General features: G+C 45.5%; 11 protein-coding genes. 2 read left to right on the top strand and 9 right to left on the bottom strand.

Annotated features, from left to right (window positions below):
• Positions 1-7 precede the first annotated feature (7 nt).
• Positions 8-6,367 (bottom strand): IPT/TIG domain-containing protein, encoded by a 6,360-nt coding sequence (locus tag AABK40_RS14580; RefSeq protein WP_338398423.1) that lies wholly within the window; start codon positions 6,365-6,367, stop codon positions 8-10.
• 589 nt (positions 6,368-6,956) lie between these two features.
• Here AABK40_RS14580 and AABK40_RS14585 point away from each other — a divergent pair.
• Positions 6,957-8,996 (top strand): glycoside hydrolase family 97 protein, encoded by a 2,040-nt coding sequence (locus tag AABK40_RS14585; protein ID WP_338398424.1) that lies wholly within the window; start codon positions 6,957-6,959, stop codon positions 8,994-8,996.
• 4 nt (positions 8,997-9,000) lie between these two features.
• Positions 9,001-10,443, top strand: a complete 1,443-nt coding sequence (locus AABK40_RS14590) for a sulfatase family protein (RefSeq protein WP_338398425.1) — start codon at positions 9,001-9,003, stop codon at positions 10,441-10,443.
• 430 nt (positions 10,444-10,873) lie between these two features.
• Here the strand turns inward: AABK40_RS14590 and AABK40_RS14595 are convergent, their stop codons facing one another.
• From AABK40_RS14595 to AABK40_RS14630, 8 genes are all read right to left on the bottom strand, one after another.
• Entirely contained in the window at positions 10,874-11,686 is an 813-nt protein-coding gene (locus AABK40_RS14595; RefSeq protein WP_338398426.1) for a VanW family protein, read from the bottom strand.
• Positions 11,687-11,894: 208 nt separating this feature from the next.
• Entirely contained in the window at positions 11,895-12,338 is a 444-nt protein-coding gene (locus AABK40_RS14600) for a hypothetical protein (RefSeq protein WP_338398427.1), read from the bottom strand.
• Positions 12,339-12,374: 36 nt separating this feature from the next.
• The gene (locus AABK40_RS14605; protein ID WP_338398428.1) at positions 12,375-12,521 is read right to left on the bottom strand and encodes a hypothetical protein; all 147 of its coding nucleotides are present in this window, start codon (positions 12,519-12,521) and stop codon (positions 12,375-12,377) included.
• Positions 12,522-12,735: 214 nt separating this feature from the next.
• Complete coding sequence (locus AABK40_RS14610; protein WP_338398429.1) at positions 12,736-13,212, bottom strand: hypothetical protein; 477 nt, start codon at positions 13,210-13,212, stop codon at positions 12,736-12,738.
• A gap of 90 nt (positions 13,213-13,302) precedes the next feature.
• The gene (locus AABK40_RS14615; RefSeq protein WP_338398430.1) at positions 13,303-14,118 is read right to left on the bottom strand and encodes a hypothetical protein; all 816 of its coding nucleotides are present in this window, start codon (positions 14,116-14,118) and stop codon (positions 13,303-13,305) included.
• A gap of 289 nt (positions 14,119-14,407) precedes the next feature.
• Positions 14,408-15,523, bottom strand: coding sequence for a helix-turn-helix domain-containing protein (locus tag AABK40_RS14620; protein WP_332921222.1), 1,116 nt, complete (start codon positions 15,521-15,523; stop codon positions 14,408-14,410).
• A 338-nt stretch (positions 15,524-15,861) separates the two neighbouring features.
• Positions 15,862-17,916 (bottom strand): T9SS type A sorting domain-containing protein, encoded by a 2,055-nt coding sequence (locus tag AABK40_RS14625; RefSeq protein WP_338398431.1) that lies wholly within the window; start codon positions 17,914-17,916, stop codon positions 15,862-15,864.
• 130 nt (positions 17,917-18,046) lie between these two features.
• The gene (locus AABK40_RS14630) at positions 18,047-19,600 is read right to left on the bottom strand and encodes a RagB/SusD family nutrient uptake outer membrane protein (RefSeq protein WP_338398432.1); all 1,554 of its coding nucleotides are present in this window, start codon (positions 19,598-19,600) and stop codon (positions 18,047-18,049) included.
• Positions 19,601-19,608: the final 8 nt, after the last annotated feature.

Genomic DNA, 19,608 nt, shown 5'->3' on the forward strand with positions numbered 1-19,608 from the left:
GAGAAGGCTATTGGACCAGCAAACGCTGATAGAAAGTCTGCTGATCGGTAACAATTTTCAGCAAATACATTCCCGGCAAGAGCGTTTTCAAATTCACCTTAACCTGTTTTTCTCCCCCTTGCTGAAGGTCTAATGCCGTTCTTCCGGCCATGTCCATCACCGAAAGGTGCGTGATGGCAAAATTGGATTTCACCGTTACCCTACCCTTGGCAGGATTGGGAAAAATACGGGCCAGCGAAAGGCTTTCATCGGCCTTTAAACTTCGGTGATTTTCATCAAGCCCCTCACTGATCATCAGGTCATCAAGTCGCCACTTATTGCTGTTTTTTGCCGTAAAGCGAAGCAACAGTTGATCCCGGGCAGGCAGGGTATCTTCCAGATGATAATAATACCACTTGCTGCTGCCACTGCCCACGGGTAAATCTACCGCATACGACAACCAGCTCTCGCCCTGATCATCACTGATTTCCACCCCGAAATTTGACCCATCCTCCGTGATGGTGTTTTTATAAATGCCAAAGTATAAAATGGGGTCTTCCATTTCTGAAATATTGATATTGCCCAGCTCAAGATAATCTCCTGCGGAAGAAAATTTCACTGCATAGCCTCCACTTGCATGCAGGTAATCACTCTCCCAGCTCGATTGCTTGACGACCGATACCGTTCCATTAAAATGAATATCTTCATTCACAAAATAGGGATGATCGATATTTCCCGCAAGGGAATCCAGTGCTTCGGGATGGTCAAAAGTTTCCACGGCGCGGAAGTTCTGAAGGATCTCCGGCTCGGGTTCGGGTTCGGGAGCGGGGAGTCTGCTGAGGAGCACCCGGTATTCTTTGGTGTTTCCCGAAGGAGCCACAATGGCATAAACCACCTCCTGATCGAAATTTTGTGGCAAAAGTGGATTTGGGCTCGCATATGCACCTGCGGTCATTTTGATTTCTGCCGTCAGTGAACTTAAATCGGTGTCGTGTGCCACTTCCCCGCTAATTAAGCCCGATTCCTGATCAATCTCCAACGACAGCCCGAGGGAAGGGAGCAGAAAGGCGGTCATCTGCGCTTGATCGGACACCCGCTGCTCACCAATAATATTGATATCATCAATGCGCCATTTATGAGCGGAAAGGGCGGTAAACCTCAGGTCAATTAATTCTGAAGGAAGCCCAGCGATACTGTCGGTCAGGAACCACCCCTTGCCAGACGGGAGGGTGTAAGGCAATGCCTGCCATTCGGCCCCCTCGCTTTTGAATTCAACTTTAAGTTGGGTGCCCGTTTCTTCCGTATCCGTTTTACGCACCGCAAACTGCAACAGCGGATCGATGGTGTTCGACAGGTCCACCCCTTGCATCACAAAATCTTCCCCACTCGCACGCAGATACGCATTATAGCCTGCTGAAGCGCCTTCATAATCACTTTCCTGCCGAAAATTATAGTTGATTTGTCCACTTCCTGAAAAATTCAGCGCATTTTGAAAACAGGCATAATCCGAAATATTGCTGTTTCCTGAACAATTGCCATCAAAGGTTTCCCGTACAAACCCTTGCTGTGGCACTTCGAAAAGGCCAAGGTTCACTTGTCCGTCGTTGGCAATCAGCACCCCCTCGGCAGTTTCCACGCCCGCAGGCACAAGCACCGAAACGGTTTCACTATTATTGAAGAGTACCGGTGCGGGAACAGCGCCAAAATAGACCGAAGCTGTGGTGAGGTGATTCCCCGAAACAGTTACGGTATCGCCTGCAAAGATTTGCTGATGACTTACAGCATTAACCACAGGCGCCTGACCGCCACTGATGCCCAGCAGCTGAAGATCATCAATCCGCCAATTGGTATCATTGGTTTTGGTCATGCGGATAGCAAGCTGATCCGTCGCTGGAATGTCGCCATAAGTATAAGCGACCAGCCAGCCTTCATTCGATGATTTATCCGTCGGCAGGGGCATCTGTAATGCCTGCCACGGCCCGTCGGCAGATTTTACCTCCACCCGTAAGCCACTGCCATCTTCCACCGCAAAATTTTTCCGTAAACCAAAGCGGAGTTTCATGTCGGTGAAGCCACGGCTATCGATACCATCCACCTGAAAATAATGCCCCATCTGATCCATCAGCAAACAATAATTGCCACTTACACCCCGATAGCCTTCACTTGGCTGAGAATTATTCCTGACCACCGCCTCCCCAGAAACTGCCAGCCAGTCGTTCACCAAGCCACCACCCTGCACAAATTCCTGCAAGGGCACATTCACTTTTGCTGAATATCCCCCCTCCAGCGATTCTTTGTAAATCACGGGCTTTCGCTGCTGAAGCAAAAAGGGGTATTCCGACACCGTTTCCTGCACAGAAAGTAAACGGATGTAGGCATTTTGAGTCAGATATTCAGGAACAATTACCTGCAAATCGGTATCTGAAATTTTAATAAATTCAGCATAACGCTCACCAAAAGCCACCGAATGCACATTGCTGAAACCACGCCCACGCAGCAGGACGGTATCGAGGTTGGCCCCCTGTTGAGGGCTGAAAGACCGCAGGTCGATCACGCCGGTGTTTTTCGGCAGCCCCCGAAACTGAAGATCATCCAGCCGCCAGTTGGTTTCATTTTTTTTCTGAAAGCGAATCTGCAAGTTTTCCGCTTCGGGAATTTCACCGTAGGCATCCACCACATGCCAGTCGGCGGTTCCCTGTCCGGTAACCATAGGCGTAAACAGCGGCTGCCAGTCATCCGCCCCGGTTTTAAATTCCACCAGCATCCCCTCGCCATTGTCTGTAATATTATTTTTCCGAAGCCCCATCTGCAAGCTGACATTCAGAAAATCAGCGACAGGAATATTATTGATAACAAAGGTTTCCTCAGGGGCATCAAACATCACATTATTGGCTCCTGAGGCGCCTTCGTAGCCCTCCGAGATGGCATTATTAATGACTGAGGCTGTACCGTCAAATAAAAAATCATTGACAAAACCACCTTGTTGCGCATGGACGGTAATGGACTGTTCCGCAAAGGCATCTGCACCATCCATTTGTTCCACCGAAAAAATAAGGGGATACTGTGGCTTGGGGTTTATGTAAAGCAATGCCTCGGAAAGGGTACTGCCGTGCGCCCCACTTACCTGTACAGGGCCCGAGGTATGCGCAGGCATGATGATCAATTCCAGCTGTTGATCGTTCAGCAGGCGATACTCCACTGATTTACCATTCACGCTCACGCCCGTGAGGTCGGTAAAATACTTCCCCTCCACACGCACCACCTCACCCACCGCCGCAGTTGCCGGCACAAAATGCTGCACCTGTGGCGGAAAGATAAACAGGCTGCTGGTTTCAATTCCTTCCGCATAAAAAGAACCATTGCGGGTGAATATCCGAAAGTGGTAGGTTTTCAGGGGGCTGAGGTTTTCCACCTTTACCGAAGTGCCCAATCCCTTATAAGCCAGAAAACCGTTCAGCAGGGTCGTTCCTTCCCCAAAAACCGGGCTTGCCGTAAATCCCTCGCCGGTCCCTGTAAGTTCCGAGCTCGCGCCCACCGGCTGTTCTTCGGCCACCACTACCCAAACTTCCTCGAAACATCCTTGGGGCAATTGCCATTGCAAGAGGACTTCCCCTTCAGTGATTTCTGCGGATACTTCCTTAACCTCTGCGGAATTTTTAATGATCGTCAATCCGCCATTGGCATTTTCTGTTCCAAAAATTTGCTGTTCCAAATCCACCACACGGAGACGATAGTTGGTTCCTGAAAGCAGATCGGTTGGCAGGCTCACTGCGGCTTCCTGCTGCCCGCTGCCATCACTTGTTATTGTCCCGACAACCGTCGGATTACCGAATAACCCATGAGGGTCAGAGATTTCTACCGAAAAAACCGTTTCCGAAGAGAATATGGAAGCCTCATAGGTAAAAGGCAGTGCCACGTTTACTACGCTGTTTTCCGTCAGGCAAATATCGGTGATCGAAGTGCTGCCGGTTTGTATTGGATTTTGCTGCTCAGTAGCGGTCAGTAAACGCTTCCATGGGCCGGTACCGGTGGTGGCCATATAATAATATGGGGTCCCGGACTCATCAAGCTGAACACGTGCCTGTCTTGCCCGTGGGTAGATCATCCGCTGCCCTGTGGGATCGGTGGCCCAGTTCTCCCAGGAAACATCGGTACCAGAGATGGTGGCACGGAAGATGCCCACGCCTTTTTTGTGTCTTAACAGTTCGGTCCCCACAACAATATGATCGCCATGGGCCGCCAGACCATTAAAGGCCAGCTTATGCGTGCCAAGCCCCTGCACCCATTCCTGAGGATCAATAGCCAGGGTTTGTTCGATCGTCAGTCCTGTATTGCGCCAATCACTGAGTTGCTCCCAGCTTTTTCCCGCTGCCGCTTCAAACCAATAGATCGCATTGACTCCATTGATGGTCGCCGCCGCCACGAGGGCCGTTTGGCCATTTCTATCCCAGACATAAAAATCTCTTGCCTCAAGGTCCACAACACGCCATGACCACACCATGGGTTCCTGCTCCTGCCCACGGAAAACTTTCCCGCCTGCGAGCACCCAGATTACCTGTGAATCGTTGGGATCGACCCATACATCCGCAACCGTAAGCTGATTCAGTTCACTGTTGGCAATGTTGGTCCATTGTCCATCGCCAAAAACCAGTTCAGTAAATTGCTCGGTGGTCCATATCCCGCCAATATCATAAACTGTCCTTGCACCTACATACACCCGCTCGGGATGCTGTGGATCCACAGCGATGGCGCGGAACTGCCGTGGCAGCATCCCCTTGAACTGCTCTCCTCCACCACCAATCTGAAACCATCTCTCGCTCTGCTGCGCATCATTTTCTATCACTTTCGCATACAACTTCCCTTTATCAGGTGCCGCAGCGCCATAGCCCCCACGGCTGTCTGCCAAAATAATGGCTGGTGAGGTGGGCACAACGGCTACCGCCTGTGAATTGGTACTGCCTTCGGGCCCCGTTTCATCGGTCCAGCTTTTACCATAATCCCAACTTTCCAACACCCCGTGGTCGGCACCACCCTGAATGACATAGTTTTTATAAGCCCAGACGTCGTTGGTGAACGGACTTGCAAAACCCTTATGGCTCCAGGTGGTATGATGCCCAAAATTATCTTCCGAAGGGTCACAATAAATGTTCGTCCAGCTTTCTGCGGAAGTTGGCCAGCCAGCGGCATCAGGATGGCCGAGAAAGACGTTCATCCCGCCCATGGTTACAATTTTCCGTTCGCTCCAGCTTAGTGGCGAATAGTCAAAAGCGCGGGAGACGAAAGGTATCGCCTGCCAGCCCACTTCCATATCAAACCCCGACCTGTCGGCAATCAGTTGCCATTGATGCGACTGGTATTCTCCCGACGCATAGGCGACCGTTGCTTCCCATAATCCCTTGCGGTCGTCGGCACTTGTGCGGCCAGTGCCGATGAGTAATTTTACATTTGTTGCGGACGAGCGTGGATCAACCTTCACATCATACCATTCCGCCTGTGTCGAAATGTTGTCATCCATCAGGCTACGCCACGCACTGGGATCATTGGCTTCCTCCGTGGCCACAGTCAGCAATGCGGTATGGTTGGCATCCAATCGGTAGATGGCATAAAGCTGCTGACCATCGGGCGAAATGGCTACACCATGACAGGCCCCCTCTTCCCTGCTGGTAGCGGCAATCCCTCCGTTGGCTTCTGCTGAGGTGCCGGCGGGGTTACTGATCCTACTAAAGCTATGCCCCTGGTCACGGGAAATGTAAAGTCCTGCGGCAGCAGCGATATAAATATCCCCCGAAACGGGGTTGATGTTCATGGCATAAATTTGATGGTAACCATCAGTGGACTCATAGCTCACCTCCTGCCAGGAAGCCCCCGCATCATGGGAGATAAAAACCGTCCGTGGGCCCGTCAGGGGTTGAACAGGATCGATGATCGCATATTGCCCTTTCTGTGGGTCTTTATTTTGCCAACCCGGCCCAAGCAAAACGGTTTGGTTATCTGCGGATATGGCAATGGAAGCAATGGCCACTCCCTTGGTTTCGTTGATCAGGCGCCAATGCGCACCATCGTCGTCGGTATAATGTGCCCCCAAAAGCCCCCCCTGGTACAGGCGCCGACGGGCTTGCGCTGAGGCATGTTCCTTACAGACCGTAAAGGCCATTCCATGGGCCAGCTCCCGCCCGTTGAACTGCCAACTTTCGCCGTAATCTTTCGAAAGATACGTCCCTTCCATATCACTGCTGAACCAAATCCAGCCCTCGTGTTCAGGGTCAAAATAGAGGTCCTGAATCTGCCCTCCACCGCCAGGGTTCATGCTTTGCCAAGCCTGAGAAAACGCTTGTGTACAAAGGCAAAGTAAGAGCACAAGCAAAATTAATGGGTTCAATTTTCGCATATTAAAAAATCTTTGAATTGAAAATAGTGCAGCCTCCAAACCTTCGCAATCACCAAATGGTGAAGAGTGAAGGCAGGCCGGCGCATCGCTAACTCAAACTAATGCCCACACCGTTTAGAATGCTTCTCTTCCTGGATTTCTCCCACTGAATTTGCGAATCCATAAGCGCAAGCCCCTTCTGTGGGATCATCCCAAAAAATAAAAAGTCGATGGAAAGCCCTTTATTTTTGTCAATTTTTGTCGAATCAAAGAAAATATGAACAATTCAAAGAGGGGGAAACTTGCTCAGTAACCAACAAAAGTACCGTCATGCTCCTTTTCCGCCCAACCCACAAAACCACTAAATTTCAGACACTTAACTAAAAAACCAAACCCCTAAACCTTCTGATTAACCTATAAGAAGTCGAAATGCCACCATCCGTCGTGCTTTCGTGGCTTATTTTCTTAACATCGCTATTGTAAATGAAGCGCACCAAGCTAAAGTGGCTTCTATCAGTATGAAGAACTGTTCAACTGCCTGCAAAGCACTCCTATAGTTGAAGGCCATCCATGCTGACTCAAAAACTTTATCAATTCACTTTTTTCAACTATGAAATACACCAGCAAATACCTGTTGCTTATTTTTGCAATCTTAAGCATTGGCGGTTGCAGTATTGTTCATGCGCCAAATGATGCCGCCGTGGATCTTGCCTCGCCAGACAATAGCATACAGCTATCGGTCAACCTTAACAAAGAGGGGAAGCCATTTTACAAAATTTACAAGAAGAATAGCCTGCTGATGGATTCTTCGGCCTTCGACATCAATGAGGCTCAACACTTGCAATGGAAGCTTAAGAAGGTTGAAAATTTCAGCAAAAACCAAGAATGGAAACCCGTATTGGGTCGTAAATCGTTGGTTACGGACCATTTCAATGCCGTAAAACTGACCTACACGCTAAGCAACCAGTCCGAGGTTGCCGTTACCTTTAAAGTCTACAACGACGGCGCTGCCTACCAATACACCATTCAGCAATGGCAGGAAAAAACGCCTTTCAACCTCACGGAGAAAGCGACTTTTCACTTTGCCGAAAATATGCCCACGCTATGGACGCAGGCACATAATAAACAATATCAGAAAACATACCACCATACCTCGATCAACGAGATGGATTCTGCCCATATTCCCGTGACCATGAAATCACAAAATGGGCCACTGGTATCGATCCTGCAGGCGGGTATCCTGAATTACCCAGACATGAAACTCCGCAAAACAGGCGACGAACTGCTCGAGGGCTACCTTGTGCCATGGGCGGACGGCAGTGAAGTGAAAGTGGACCAGCTGCCTTTCTCTTCTCCCTGGCGGGTGATCTTGATTGCCGAAGATGAACAGCAATTGTTCGACTCCCATCTGGTACTGAACCTGAATGAGCCTTCAAGAATAAAAAATACCGACTGGATTAAGCCCATGCGCTACTTGGGGATCTGGTGGGAGATGCATATTGGCTACCTGACCTGGTATGAGGGCGACCGACATGCCGCCACTACTGAGCGCACCAAAGCACTGATCGATTTTGCCGCTGACAATGGCATTGAAGGCGTTTTGGTGGAAGGCTGGAACACGGGCTGGGACCACTATGGCAAAGACGGCTTTGCTGAAGCCTACAGTTTTGTTCAGCAAGCAAGTGATTATGACCTGAAGGCGGTGGCGAAATATGCCCAGGATCGTGGGGTGGAACTGATGATGCACCACGAAACCGCTGGAATGTATGAACGCTATGAGCGGGAAATGGCCGTAGCCATGCAACAGTGTGAGGACCTCGGCATCCGTTCGATAAAAACGGGCTATTCAGGCCCCATGACAGAATGGCGACATGGCCAGCGACTTTCACAACACCACGTAAAAGTGCTCGAGGAAGCGGAAAAGCACCAAATCATGATCAATATTCATGAGCCCGTTATGCCCTCGGGTACCGAACGGACCTATCCGAACTATATTACTGCTGAAGCGGTACGCGGAATGGAGATGGAAGCCTGGTCGGAAGGTTTGCCGGTAGGCCATGCCGTAGATGTCGCTTACACGCGTATGCTTTCAGGCCCTATGGATTATACGCCGGGAATTTTTGATATCAAACTCGACAAGCACCGTCCAAACCTGACGCCCTGGCACCCTAAGGATGATGGCAGAAACCGACGTGTTCACAGCACCCTGTCCCATCAGCTGGCCTTGTACGTGGTGCTTTTCAGCCCGTGGCAAATGTTGGCCGACCTGCCTGAGAACTATGAAGGAAACCCTGCCTTTGAATTTTTGAAAAAAGTTCCTACGGTTTGGGAGGACGTTAAAGTGCTGGATGCTAAATTTGGGGAATATATTGTGATGGCACGAAAACATGGTGACCAATGGTTTATCGGAGGAATCAACAGCCAGCAGGAGCGTACCGTGGAACTTTCCCTTGCCGAACTGGGCATAGAAAAGATGAACCTCGATATTTTTGCCGATGCCGAGGATACCGACTATGATTCGTCGCCAGAAAAATGCCACGTTTCTAACCGATCGATGAACCAGGAAGCGTCCCTTTCCATCACCATGAAGAAAGGAGGCGGATTCACGGCCATTGTATCCCCAGCTAACCGTTCTATTGCCAAGAATTAAACCTATGAATCATTCCACAAAAATAGGGAGCTTGCAGCGGCTGTTGCTCGCTTCCCTTGCACTGTGGCTGTTCCCCCATTTTGGACAGGCACAGCCACAAAACAAACGGCCGAACATCCTGCTGATCCTCGCAGATGACTGGTCGTTTCCACATGCGGGAATTTATGGCGACCTAACTGTAAAAACCCCAAATTTCGACCGGGTAGCTTCCTCAGGAGTACTCTTCAGCGAAGCCTATGTGGCGGCACCTTCCTGCACGCCCTCCCGAGCGGGAATCCTCACTGGCCGCTACGTTCACGGGCTGGAAGAAGGCGCCAATTTGTGGGGCAGCCTGAACAAATCATTCGTGACCTACACTGCCCTGCTTGAACAGGCCGGTTATGCCGTCGCCTATCAAGAAAAAGGATGGGCTCCTGGCGACCATACCCAGGGGGGATATACCCATAATCCTGCTGGGCATCGGGTAGATCATTTCAAACCTTTCTTTGAAAATCTCCCCGAAAATCAGCCCTTTTGTTTCTGGTACGGGAGCCGTGATCCGCATCGGCCTTATACCGAAGGTATGGGCAAACGTGCTGGCATGAACATTTCCGATATTACTGTCCCCGCTTTTTTGCCTGACGATGATATTGTAAAAAGTGACCTGGCAGATTATTATTATGAAGTCCAGCGGTTTGATTACGATATCGGCAGTATCCTTGAAGTGCTGCAGCGCAAGAAATTACTCGACAACACCCTGATTGTCATCACCAGCGACAACGGCATGCCCTTTCCGCGGAGTAAAGCCAATTGCTACGATAGTGGCACGAAAGTCCCCTTGGCCATGGCGATGGGGAGCGACCTCCACTCAGCAGGAAAAACAGAGCATAGCTTTATTAACCTGATTGATCTTGCCCCAACCTTTCTTGAACTTGCAGGGCTTGATATTCCAGCGAGCTACCAGGGGAAGAGCCTTTTGCCACTGATAAAAAATACGGCTTTTGAGCGGAGGGAGGAAATTTATCTTGAACGTGAAAGACACGCCTATGTGCGGAACCATAACCTGGCCTACCCAATGCGGGCCATCAGAAATCACTCGTTTTTGCTGATCGAAAACCTGTTCCCTGACCGCTATCCCGCAGGCGACCCCCTAACGGATGGCAACTGCTTCGGAGATATTGATGCCAGCCCCACCAAAGACCTGCTCCTGAACATGGAACCGAGTCGCAAAATTTACCAATGGGCCGTGGGCAAACGTCCAAAATATGAGCTTTACCATATTTCCGACGATCCCGACCAGGTCAATAATCTGGCAGATCTGCCCGCCTACAAAAAGACGGTGAAAGCAATGGCCAAACAACTCCTCCACTGGCGGGAAAAAACAAAAGATCCGACCCTCCATAAAGGCGAACATCTTTTCGATACCTACCCATATTATGGCAAAAAAATGAATCCCTTACTCAACTGATACCTCCTAAAAATAAGTTGACCGTTTAAAAATAGGCCATAGCAATTGCTATGGCCTATTTTTTTGTGGATCAAACGCCAAAGAAAAAGCACAGTTGGCACAATCCCGATCCAATTTAGTCAAGGATTTAAAGGTGGCATTGCGCTGATTTTGGAAAACATATCACTAACTCTGATTTCAAACAAAGTTTCAGAAAAGGCTTGCTGCTGTTGATTTACACTATCAGTTAATGTTCCATCGATGTCAAATACGATGAGGGGTTTCTATTTCAAAGTGTATTTATCAGCAATTGGGACCAGCGTGTTTATATATGATTAGTGGCATGTATCAACCCACTTTCCTTTCAAGTTATCACTATCGTTGTATATTTCACTTTCAACTAAATTAATCACTTCGCCCCGCATAACGTTTATAATTTGTTAGCATTTCGCTATAACTTCTTGCTCTCGATGAAAGGATTATACATCATTATTGCATGGTTTTCAACCAAAAGTTTTTCTTTTTCTCCATCTTCATTATCTTCTATTTGAAAAATCTGGTTATGTCGAGAATATCCTCCCCAAAATTGTTGTTTCATTGAATGATTTCGTTCCTCTATCCGATATTTACTTTTAATCTTTTCCTTACTCAATAATTCCCCATTTAAATATTTATCATCAAGCCAAAGATTTATTTGAAAAACATTCTCAGTTTCATTTTTGACTTGTAAATCAATATGATTATAAGACAAGGTTGCTCCTGCACCAAATGGAACTTTTCTATTTACGTCAGGGAAAACATCAAATCCGTGTCTATATCGTTCTTTTATTACTAATGGAGAATGAGCAAAAATCCAAAACAACAGATTCCCTAATTGGCACAATCCTCCTCCAACATCTTTCCCAATTCCTCCTTGAATAAGAACAAGCCCATCTTGGTAGCCTTTTGCTTTAGTCGGACGCCCTACTAGCCTCCATATTGAAAATGTCTCACCTGGCTTGATTATTATTTTATTAATATGATTTATAGCAAGCTCTAAATTTTTACGTTTATTATCTTGCAAATACATATCAACATCCTTAAGTTTTCGTAAAATTACTGACTTATGAGAAAAGACGATATTTTTATATTTAAAGTCACTTTTTGTTTTTGAATATATTTTATCTCCAAAAATCCATTCAATTTCCCTTTTTAATATATAATACTCTCGTCCTATTTTTCTTCGTATAGAACTTCTATGTATTGGTTTTTCGATTTGATTCATTTAAATCTTGCTTAACTCACTCTCTTCAAGAATGCTAACGTTTAATATATGGCAAAAAGGGCAGTAGAAAGCGATAAGCTTTCCAATTTGCACTGAGCCAAGTCGTTGTATTTTGTTTTTAAATTATTCATTGTAAAAACCACATCAACGATTTGGCGGTGTTTGTAAATAGTTCTGAACTTTCGTAAACCACCGATCGCCTTATTTGCTATATACCGTGTAAGGTGCTTTTTAATTCTATATAATATTCGAACCAACTACCTCCGTGATGGTCTCGTGTTCTGATTCCTATTCTATGTTTTTCATTCTCCCAATGAATCCAAATACCCCACTCACCTATTTCATCGCTATCAGGATTTCCTAAATATTCTTTTAGCTTAGATGTCAAGTCTAATGCTTCTTTTTCATCTTTGACACTTCCTTTGAGATAATCAAGGGTCTTGTTTTCAAACGGTGAGTAGGTAGCAGTAAGTTCTATTTTTAATGCTTTAGCAATTTCAACTACTCCAAAACTCATAGTCAGATAATCTTCTGTTATATTATGAGATTCTGATTTTGGGATTAAGTCGGTAAGCAGAGTGCCCCAATGGATACGGGTTCCGTTTTGAAGCTCAATTCCTTCTTTAATCTCATTAAATATTTCCTTTCCCATTAATGAATTTTAGGTTCTGTTTTTTTATTAAAACTATTATGCATCATGTGCAATTTTTCCGATTTCACCACAGGTATGCCGGTCTTTATATTTGGATTGAGAATAATATTGAATATCACGAGCTAGGTCTTTAAAAAAATCATGTCCTGATTTTCTATAGCTCTCAGATTCTTCCTTATTCAACTTTATTAGCATTGAGAATCCGAATGCTGATACATTACAGTTCACATCAATGTAAAAGTTTATTCCATCCTCGAGGAAAAACTAAAATCGATCTTCTTTATCAGTGACTTTCATACTTCGTAATTGCACATAACTTAATGACATCAAGAATCCTTTTAGTGAATTACATTTAGCCTATCAAAAATATATCATCACCCCATTAAAAACACGACTTCTACACACCTTGTCGTAATGCATTTTTGATTTTATTTTCTACTTTCTTCAATAAAGACTTTTCTTGTATTCTATATACAAACCAGAACCAAATCAGTATGACTGGAAACATTAGCATATTTATCAATAATGACATTTTATCATTACCAAAAATCTGAAACAAAATCATCCCTATCCAAAAAATACAAATAAATACTAATTCAATTCGCAGTTTAGAAGTAACCACTAAAATTGAAGTTGAATTTGTTTTTTTCTGTATTTCGCCGAATATTTTAATTCCTTCAATCATTCCTGGATTTCCTTTTACAATGGCTGTCCCCAAAGAAAAGTTTGAAAGAAACTTATATTCTCCTGATTGAAGCTCGTGTATTCTAAACAATTTTTGATCAATTTTTAAAATAACCTCATTTAATTCGTCATATGACAAATTAACAGGTATTTCTTTTGACAATAAGATTTTATTCAGGATTGCATTCATACTTTAATGTTCTACTATGGGTTAGGCAATGGTGTTATACTCATTTAGAATAGCAAAAATTCTATCAGCTCTCGGCATTTTCAGTTCTCATCAAAAATCTACATGAGTACTACTAAGAGAACTTTGTAATTTTTCTAACTCTTCAATCGGCACTTCATTATCTCTTAAGCTTAAGTATTCTAACTGATTAAGTTTATATAGGCTCGCCGGGATACTCCTCAGACCGTTTTCACCCAAATCTAAAACTTTTAAATAATCCATTTTGTCAAAGTTCAGCTTTGTCACTTCGTCCTCCTGAAGCTCAGCGCCAAATAAAGTAAGAACCTTTATTTGAGGGCAATGCTCATAAATATCCCACATCGAACTATCGTACTCCGCTGCCTTAAAAAAGGGATAATCTTGAAGATTCAAAAGTTCCATCTCAACTTTCATCGGATGCTCATTGAGCTTTTTCAGCTCACCATTGTAAGCCATCGTTTCTAAGTAGCTACCATTATTTTTAAGTACCAGGATGTTTTTGGTTTTATTCCCTCCTTTGTTGAAAGTAAACTTATCGGACATCACTTTGTCTCGTATTTCTGAACAGGTCGACTGTAAGGAAACAGCGGTTGCTATTAAATGTGAACTTAAATCATTTTGAGTAATACCTATTGGAAATGATGAAGGATGATAGCCATCTATAGAATCTTTCAAAGAATATAGTTGCTTATCAATGATATTTGCATAACAGGTCAGATCCTCAAATGTTTTCTTGGACTCTTTTGAGTCTACAATCCACTCCAATCCTTTGATTGCGTTTGAAATTTCATTAGCATCAATGAGAATTTTTAGTATTTGATTGAGATTTAAAGAGATATTTAGGTTCTCTTTATTTCCAAAAATATAATTAAATAATCCTTTACTCATAATTCATTTAGTTAAAAATACTTTGAAAGTACCACCAATTGGCTTCAACAAATTCCTGTATTAATAAATCGGCTGTGCATAACGCCAATAGTATGAACTGTGGTGGACTTCAGTTGATAAAGTTAGCTGTTTAAAGCAGCCTATCGAAAATAAGAGAATAATACCCCAAGAATCATTAGTAGTAAGAATTGTTTTTTCAAATTTATTAACTTTGTATTTGAAAATATGATATATAACACTGAGTTCTTACCAACTTAATGACATCAACATTCCTCCCGGTGAATTACGTTTAGGCTTTCACGCCTTCTCGTTCATCACGCAGCTGCTTTTTATACTGATTGGGTGTCATGCCTGTAATTTTTTTGAAATTGACATAAAAGACCGACTCTGTTTTAAATCCGCTATCAATGGCGACTCCAAAATTCTTCACTTCCTCATCAATGGATTCCTTGAAGATGCGCTGTGCTTCCTCGACCCTTTTTTGATTCAGCAATTCATTAAAAGTAACCCCCACCTGGTCGTTCAAATATTTGGAAAGCATATACTTTTGAATGCCCAGCTCTTCGGCCAGTTTCACTTCATTGAGCTCCGTATTGGTATGAATTTTATCAACATTGAACAGTTTGTCAATTTTCCGTTGCAGGGAAGAACTCATGGCTACAGAAAGTGGGTTGCTCGCCTGTTTTATCGATAATTTCCCTGCCAGTATTTTCGGATATTTAATCACAAAAAATAGAGAAACAATGATGAGACTTGAATTAAAAATTATATAATTCAGGTTGAAAATTACACGAATATCATTGATCACCTCATAGGACCAGTGTTCCATAATGACCAGCAAGAAAATAGCCTGCACAATTGCTGTATAGAGGATCACGCCTACAAAATAGTGTAAAATTTTTGGCCAGTCCAGCTGCTGCTGTTGCTTCTCGGGAATGGCTTGCTTCACCTCCTTGATTAAATAGGAAAGTTGGGTAAAAATATAGCCTTTCCAGAATACCAGCGCAATTAACACGACGCTGTGAAAGGTCGATCGGATATAATTATTGAAAGTAAAATGCTCAAAGGAAAGGACATAGGCGACTGCCGATGCCAGGAAAATCGCCGCAGGGGCAAAATACAGGTAATCTTTGTCTTTGGGGCTGTTTTTACCGAGGTAAGACTTGACATACAGGAAAATCAGTGCGGGCAGGGCAAAGTCAAAAAGGTCGGGCAAAGCGATAAAGCGCGACATGGTGAATTTGGCTTCCGTAAACCGAAATAAATATTGATGATAAATATTAATGGCTGAAACAAAAAAAGTGGCGGCAAGTGTCCAGTTGAGTTTCGACTTCTTGATGAAGAGCACCAAAAGGCCGGTGATTAAACTCTGAACCGAAGACCAGATAAAAAATATAGTCGTCATTTAGTTGATAATAGGATTGATTATGTCTATTGAAAAAGTTAACCTAAAATACAAAATATTTATCGATAGCCTAAAAATACAGATAAACATCGGATAAAAAATGCGCTTTTTTTGCCTATAAACAGTAAAAGGTGAGCCGAAACTCACCTTTACCATTGAACAGTGTCTCAAATAACCCTATTGATTTAACAGCACAAAAAGGGGGAATCTATCAAATTGCAAGGCAGCCCTCACAAATTCAGTAACAAAGTGCGTGTTTAAAAGATAGCCCCCTAACGAACCTGCATTGGCCACAGGATTGGCTTGTTTTAAACACGCCCTAAATGATTGTCAGCAATTTATTTTACAATAATGACTTTTTTCGCACTTACCCCATTTCGGTCAGCAATACGCACAAAATAAACGCCTGTGGTGCAATTGGCTGTCGAAAGGCGAACCGTTGAGGCTGAAGACACCACCTGCTTGAAGCGAACCAATCGACCTGCTGAATTGTACAACGCCACAGCAGCATTGGTAAAATCAGTGGTCTCGCTGTTGATCACCAACTGGTCTGCCTGCTGATAAATCAACAAATCTTTCGCGATTCCTTCAAGGGCATCAAGAGGTGTTTTAAGAACAATACGAACCTCGGCAGTGCGCCCTTGTCCATAAACAGCCCCTTCACCATCACGGTTCGTCAGTGTCATGATCAGCGTTTCTTCCTCCTCGTAATCATCATCATCATTCAGAATTTTCAGCATTGCCATCTCCGACATTGTTTCACCCCCTGCGAGTGTCAGCATTGATTTGCTCAGCGAATAGTCCGCATCATTAATATTTTCCCCGCTCACTTCAATGTCTACAGAAGTTGCTGATTCTGCTGCCGCATTGGCTTGCAGGTAAACATCAATTTCGGTTTCCTCAAGTTCATTACCTTCTTCCGCACTCAATTCGAGGCCGAACAATGGAAAGTCCTCATCCACCATGAAAGTCAAATCTGATACCGCTACAGAATCCGTATTGGCTGTCGCGATGGAAATTGGGCCGTCAGTTACGCCTTCAGGTACCAGCACCTCCAAAGTATCTTCTTTTACCTCCATAAAATTCGTAGCCTCCACACCATTGAATTTCACCGCTGTGGCATTGTGCAGGTTGCTACCATAAATGTAAATATAAGACAAGGCAGGCGCCACCACTGGCGACAAACCAAGCACGCCAGGATCTGCGCTCATCGCTTTCAGCGGTGTGGCAGCATACACATTTCCGCCCTGTGAACGGATAACCTCGATACGGCCAAGACCTTCCTGATTCTTCACGCCCTCATTGATTAACTCCGCCCCTTTAGGTACCGTAAGGGTGATAAACTTATTATTTTCCGCTACTGAATATTCTGTAACATCTACCTCACCAATTTTCACCCCAGTGACATTATCGAGGCGGGAACCGTAAACAGTTACCTGCTTTCCGACCACCTGCGCTTCCGGCTCAAAATGCGAAATGTTCGCAGAACCTTCCGGGTAACCCGTAATATTGATATCATCCAATAAAGCTGGGCGCCCTGACGCACGCGCAGTAAACTCAAATTTAATACTCAGGTTATCCGTTGCAGGCAGTGGGTTTGCATTTCTCCACTGTTTCACTTTTTTGAAAACAGCCGCAACTCCAGCAATCCCACCAATATTTACCCAATCACCATCTCCATCTTTGTAAGAAACCGTAAAGCCAGCTGCCCCAATCTGGGCGCCACCACTGTGGCCTGTTAAAGAGTAAGTCAGACGGATATTTTCCAGCCCTTCAGTATTAATGCCCGAAAGCACAAACTCGCCAGATTCGCCCCCCTGCATATTAAACTGCACACATTGTTGCCCAGAGAAACCGCCATACTCCCCCACTTGCGCGGCAGGGGTAAAACCTACCTGTACCGCACCACTTCCCGTGGCTGTCAGGGTGCCATTATTGGCAAAGATAAAGTTTCCGTCAATCGGCTCACCGTTAGGTGTATTTCCTAAAATTGGGTGGACGAATGGCTCATAAAAAACCAGCACCTCCGCAGGAGAAACACGGTCGACCACATAGAGCTTCCCTTTATTACCTTCATCAATTTCTGAATAATCGCCATCGTTAAACTGCACCATCAGCTTTCCGCCGCCAGGGGTGAAAGTTTCGGGCACCTCGAAGGTAACTTCCGTAGCCGATTGTGCGGTAATGGTGAGCGCAACATCGTTCAGCTTCAGACCGGTCAACTGGTCCAGGTCGGCACCCATCAGGTTACCTGTTGCCCCAGGCAATAGCGCCGGGGTCATCTCTGTGATCGTTTGCGCTTTAGCCTGTGGCAAGTTTGCAAAAGTGGCCACCCAAAGGAAAGCCAACATCCATAGGCACAGGCCTTTTGGTTTAAGTGTATTATTTGTCATAGTAAAAAAAATTAAAAAGTATCGGTTTATTTCGTTATTGGTTGTGCAGTAAAATGGCCGCTCAAAAGCCGAAGGTGGCTGGCGGGGCGTTCCCTTTTGGATTGACCACCACTCGCCAGGCACCCTGTTGTTAAGGGTTTTGATCTGCCTCAGAAAGGTCAGGATTACGGTTGATTTCATTGACCGGCAGGCGGAAAAGCGTTTGAGGGCTATCCCAGCGGATATCAGCCTGATCAGTTCTTGAAAACGGTGCATATACACTCTCAGGGTAAATATCAGACACGGTAGCATTGTAGGCGCCCATTCGTTTCCAATGGAAAAAACGTTCTCCTTCACCCACCAGCTCCAACATGCGTTCACGGATCACCAACTCCAATACCTCTGCTGGATTTGGCGCACCCGCAACAGTTTGCGCCCCTCTTAATGACCGCAAAAGGTTGAGGTCTTTTAGTGCTGCGGAGCTCCCCCCACGGACCGCCAACAGCTCTGCGCGCATCAGCAACAGTTCCGCAAGCCTGATGGTTGGCCAGTTGGTGTTGATGCCGGTGGTCAGGGAAAATTTCTGATAAATGAAGGTCGTATCGGTCGCTACGCCTGCCTCATTTTCCACCACCACTTCTTTAATAAAATTGCGAAGGCGCAGGGTATCGCTGTTCAGGAAATCCCCTTTATCATCGAGGTACATTTCCGAAAAAGAATCCTTCAGGTAAATGGACGATTGCACACCGTTGGCCATCAGTTTGATTCTTTCCATGAGGGTGAAAGGCTCAGAAATCGCATAATTCGCGACATACGTCCGTAATTCACTGCCTGCTGCCAGGCTTTCGGAGCGGAACAGGTCAAGCACCCCGTCGCCGGTGGCCATTTTCAAGCCCGCCGGCGCCCATGCCGGAAATTCCGGAGCGGTATTGGGCTTTCCGATCAGGGAAGAAACTACCTCAAGGGCCTCATCGATGTCGTTCATTTGCAGAAGCACGCGTGCTTTGAGCGAAACGGCGTCAAATTTATTGGCCCGAAACTGATAGGCAGGAAAAGTGCCGTGGTCATTGCTGGAGAAATTTTCAGGCAAAGAGGCTATTGCAAGCTCCAAATCCTCGAGGACCAGCGCATAACCTTCCGCAACGGAGCTTCGGCCACCCGTGGAAAAATCCTCGGCGGGCGTTGTCCGCAGAATAATTCCGGCATCGGTGTTGGCTGTCGAAGCGGTATATTGCTTGGCATAATAGCGCAACAACAGAAAATGATTGTAGGCCCTTAAAAATGCCGCCTCACCACGCATTCGGGCACGCTGGCTTTCAAAGATATTATCAATTTGGTTGTCGGCATCTGTAATGGCCAGAATATGGTTGGCCTGATTAATGGACTTGTAGGCATCTTCCCACATGTTATCATTCTTGAAATCAAGGCGTGAATAATCATATTTCGCACGATAAGCCCCCACGAAATCCCCTTCGAGGTTCGCTTCGGTAATATCACAGATCACATTGGCATCGGCAAGGTGTTCTTTCACCACGGCCTGCGACCAGAACCGGTAACCCTCCGAAAGTACCAGTTCAAGGTTATAAGTGCTGCTGCCAATTTCATCCCCAGGAAAATCCTCTGAGGAGTAAAACTCATCGAACTTCACGCAGCTACTGACCGTCAGCAGCAGGCAAAAAAGAATGGATATATTAAAAATTTTCATGATCGTCA

The organism is Persicobacter psychrovividus (assembly GCF_036492425.1).
Taxonomy (GTDB): Bacteria; Bacteroidota; Bacteroidia; order Cytophagales; family Cyclobacteriaceae; genus Persicobacter; species Persicobacter psychrovividus.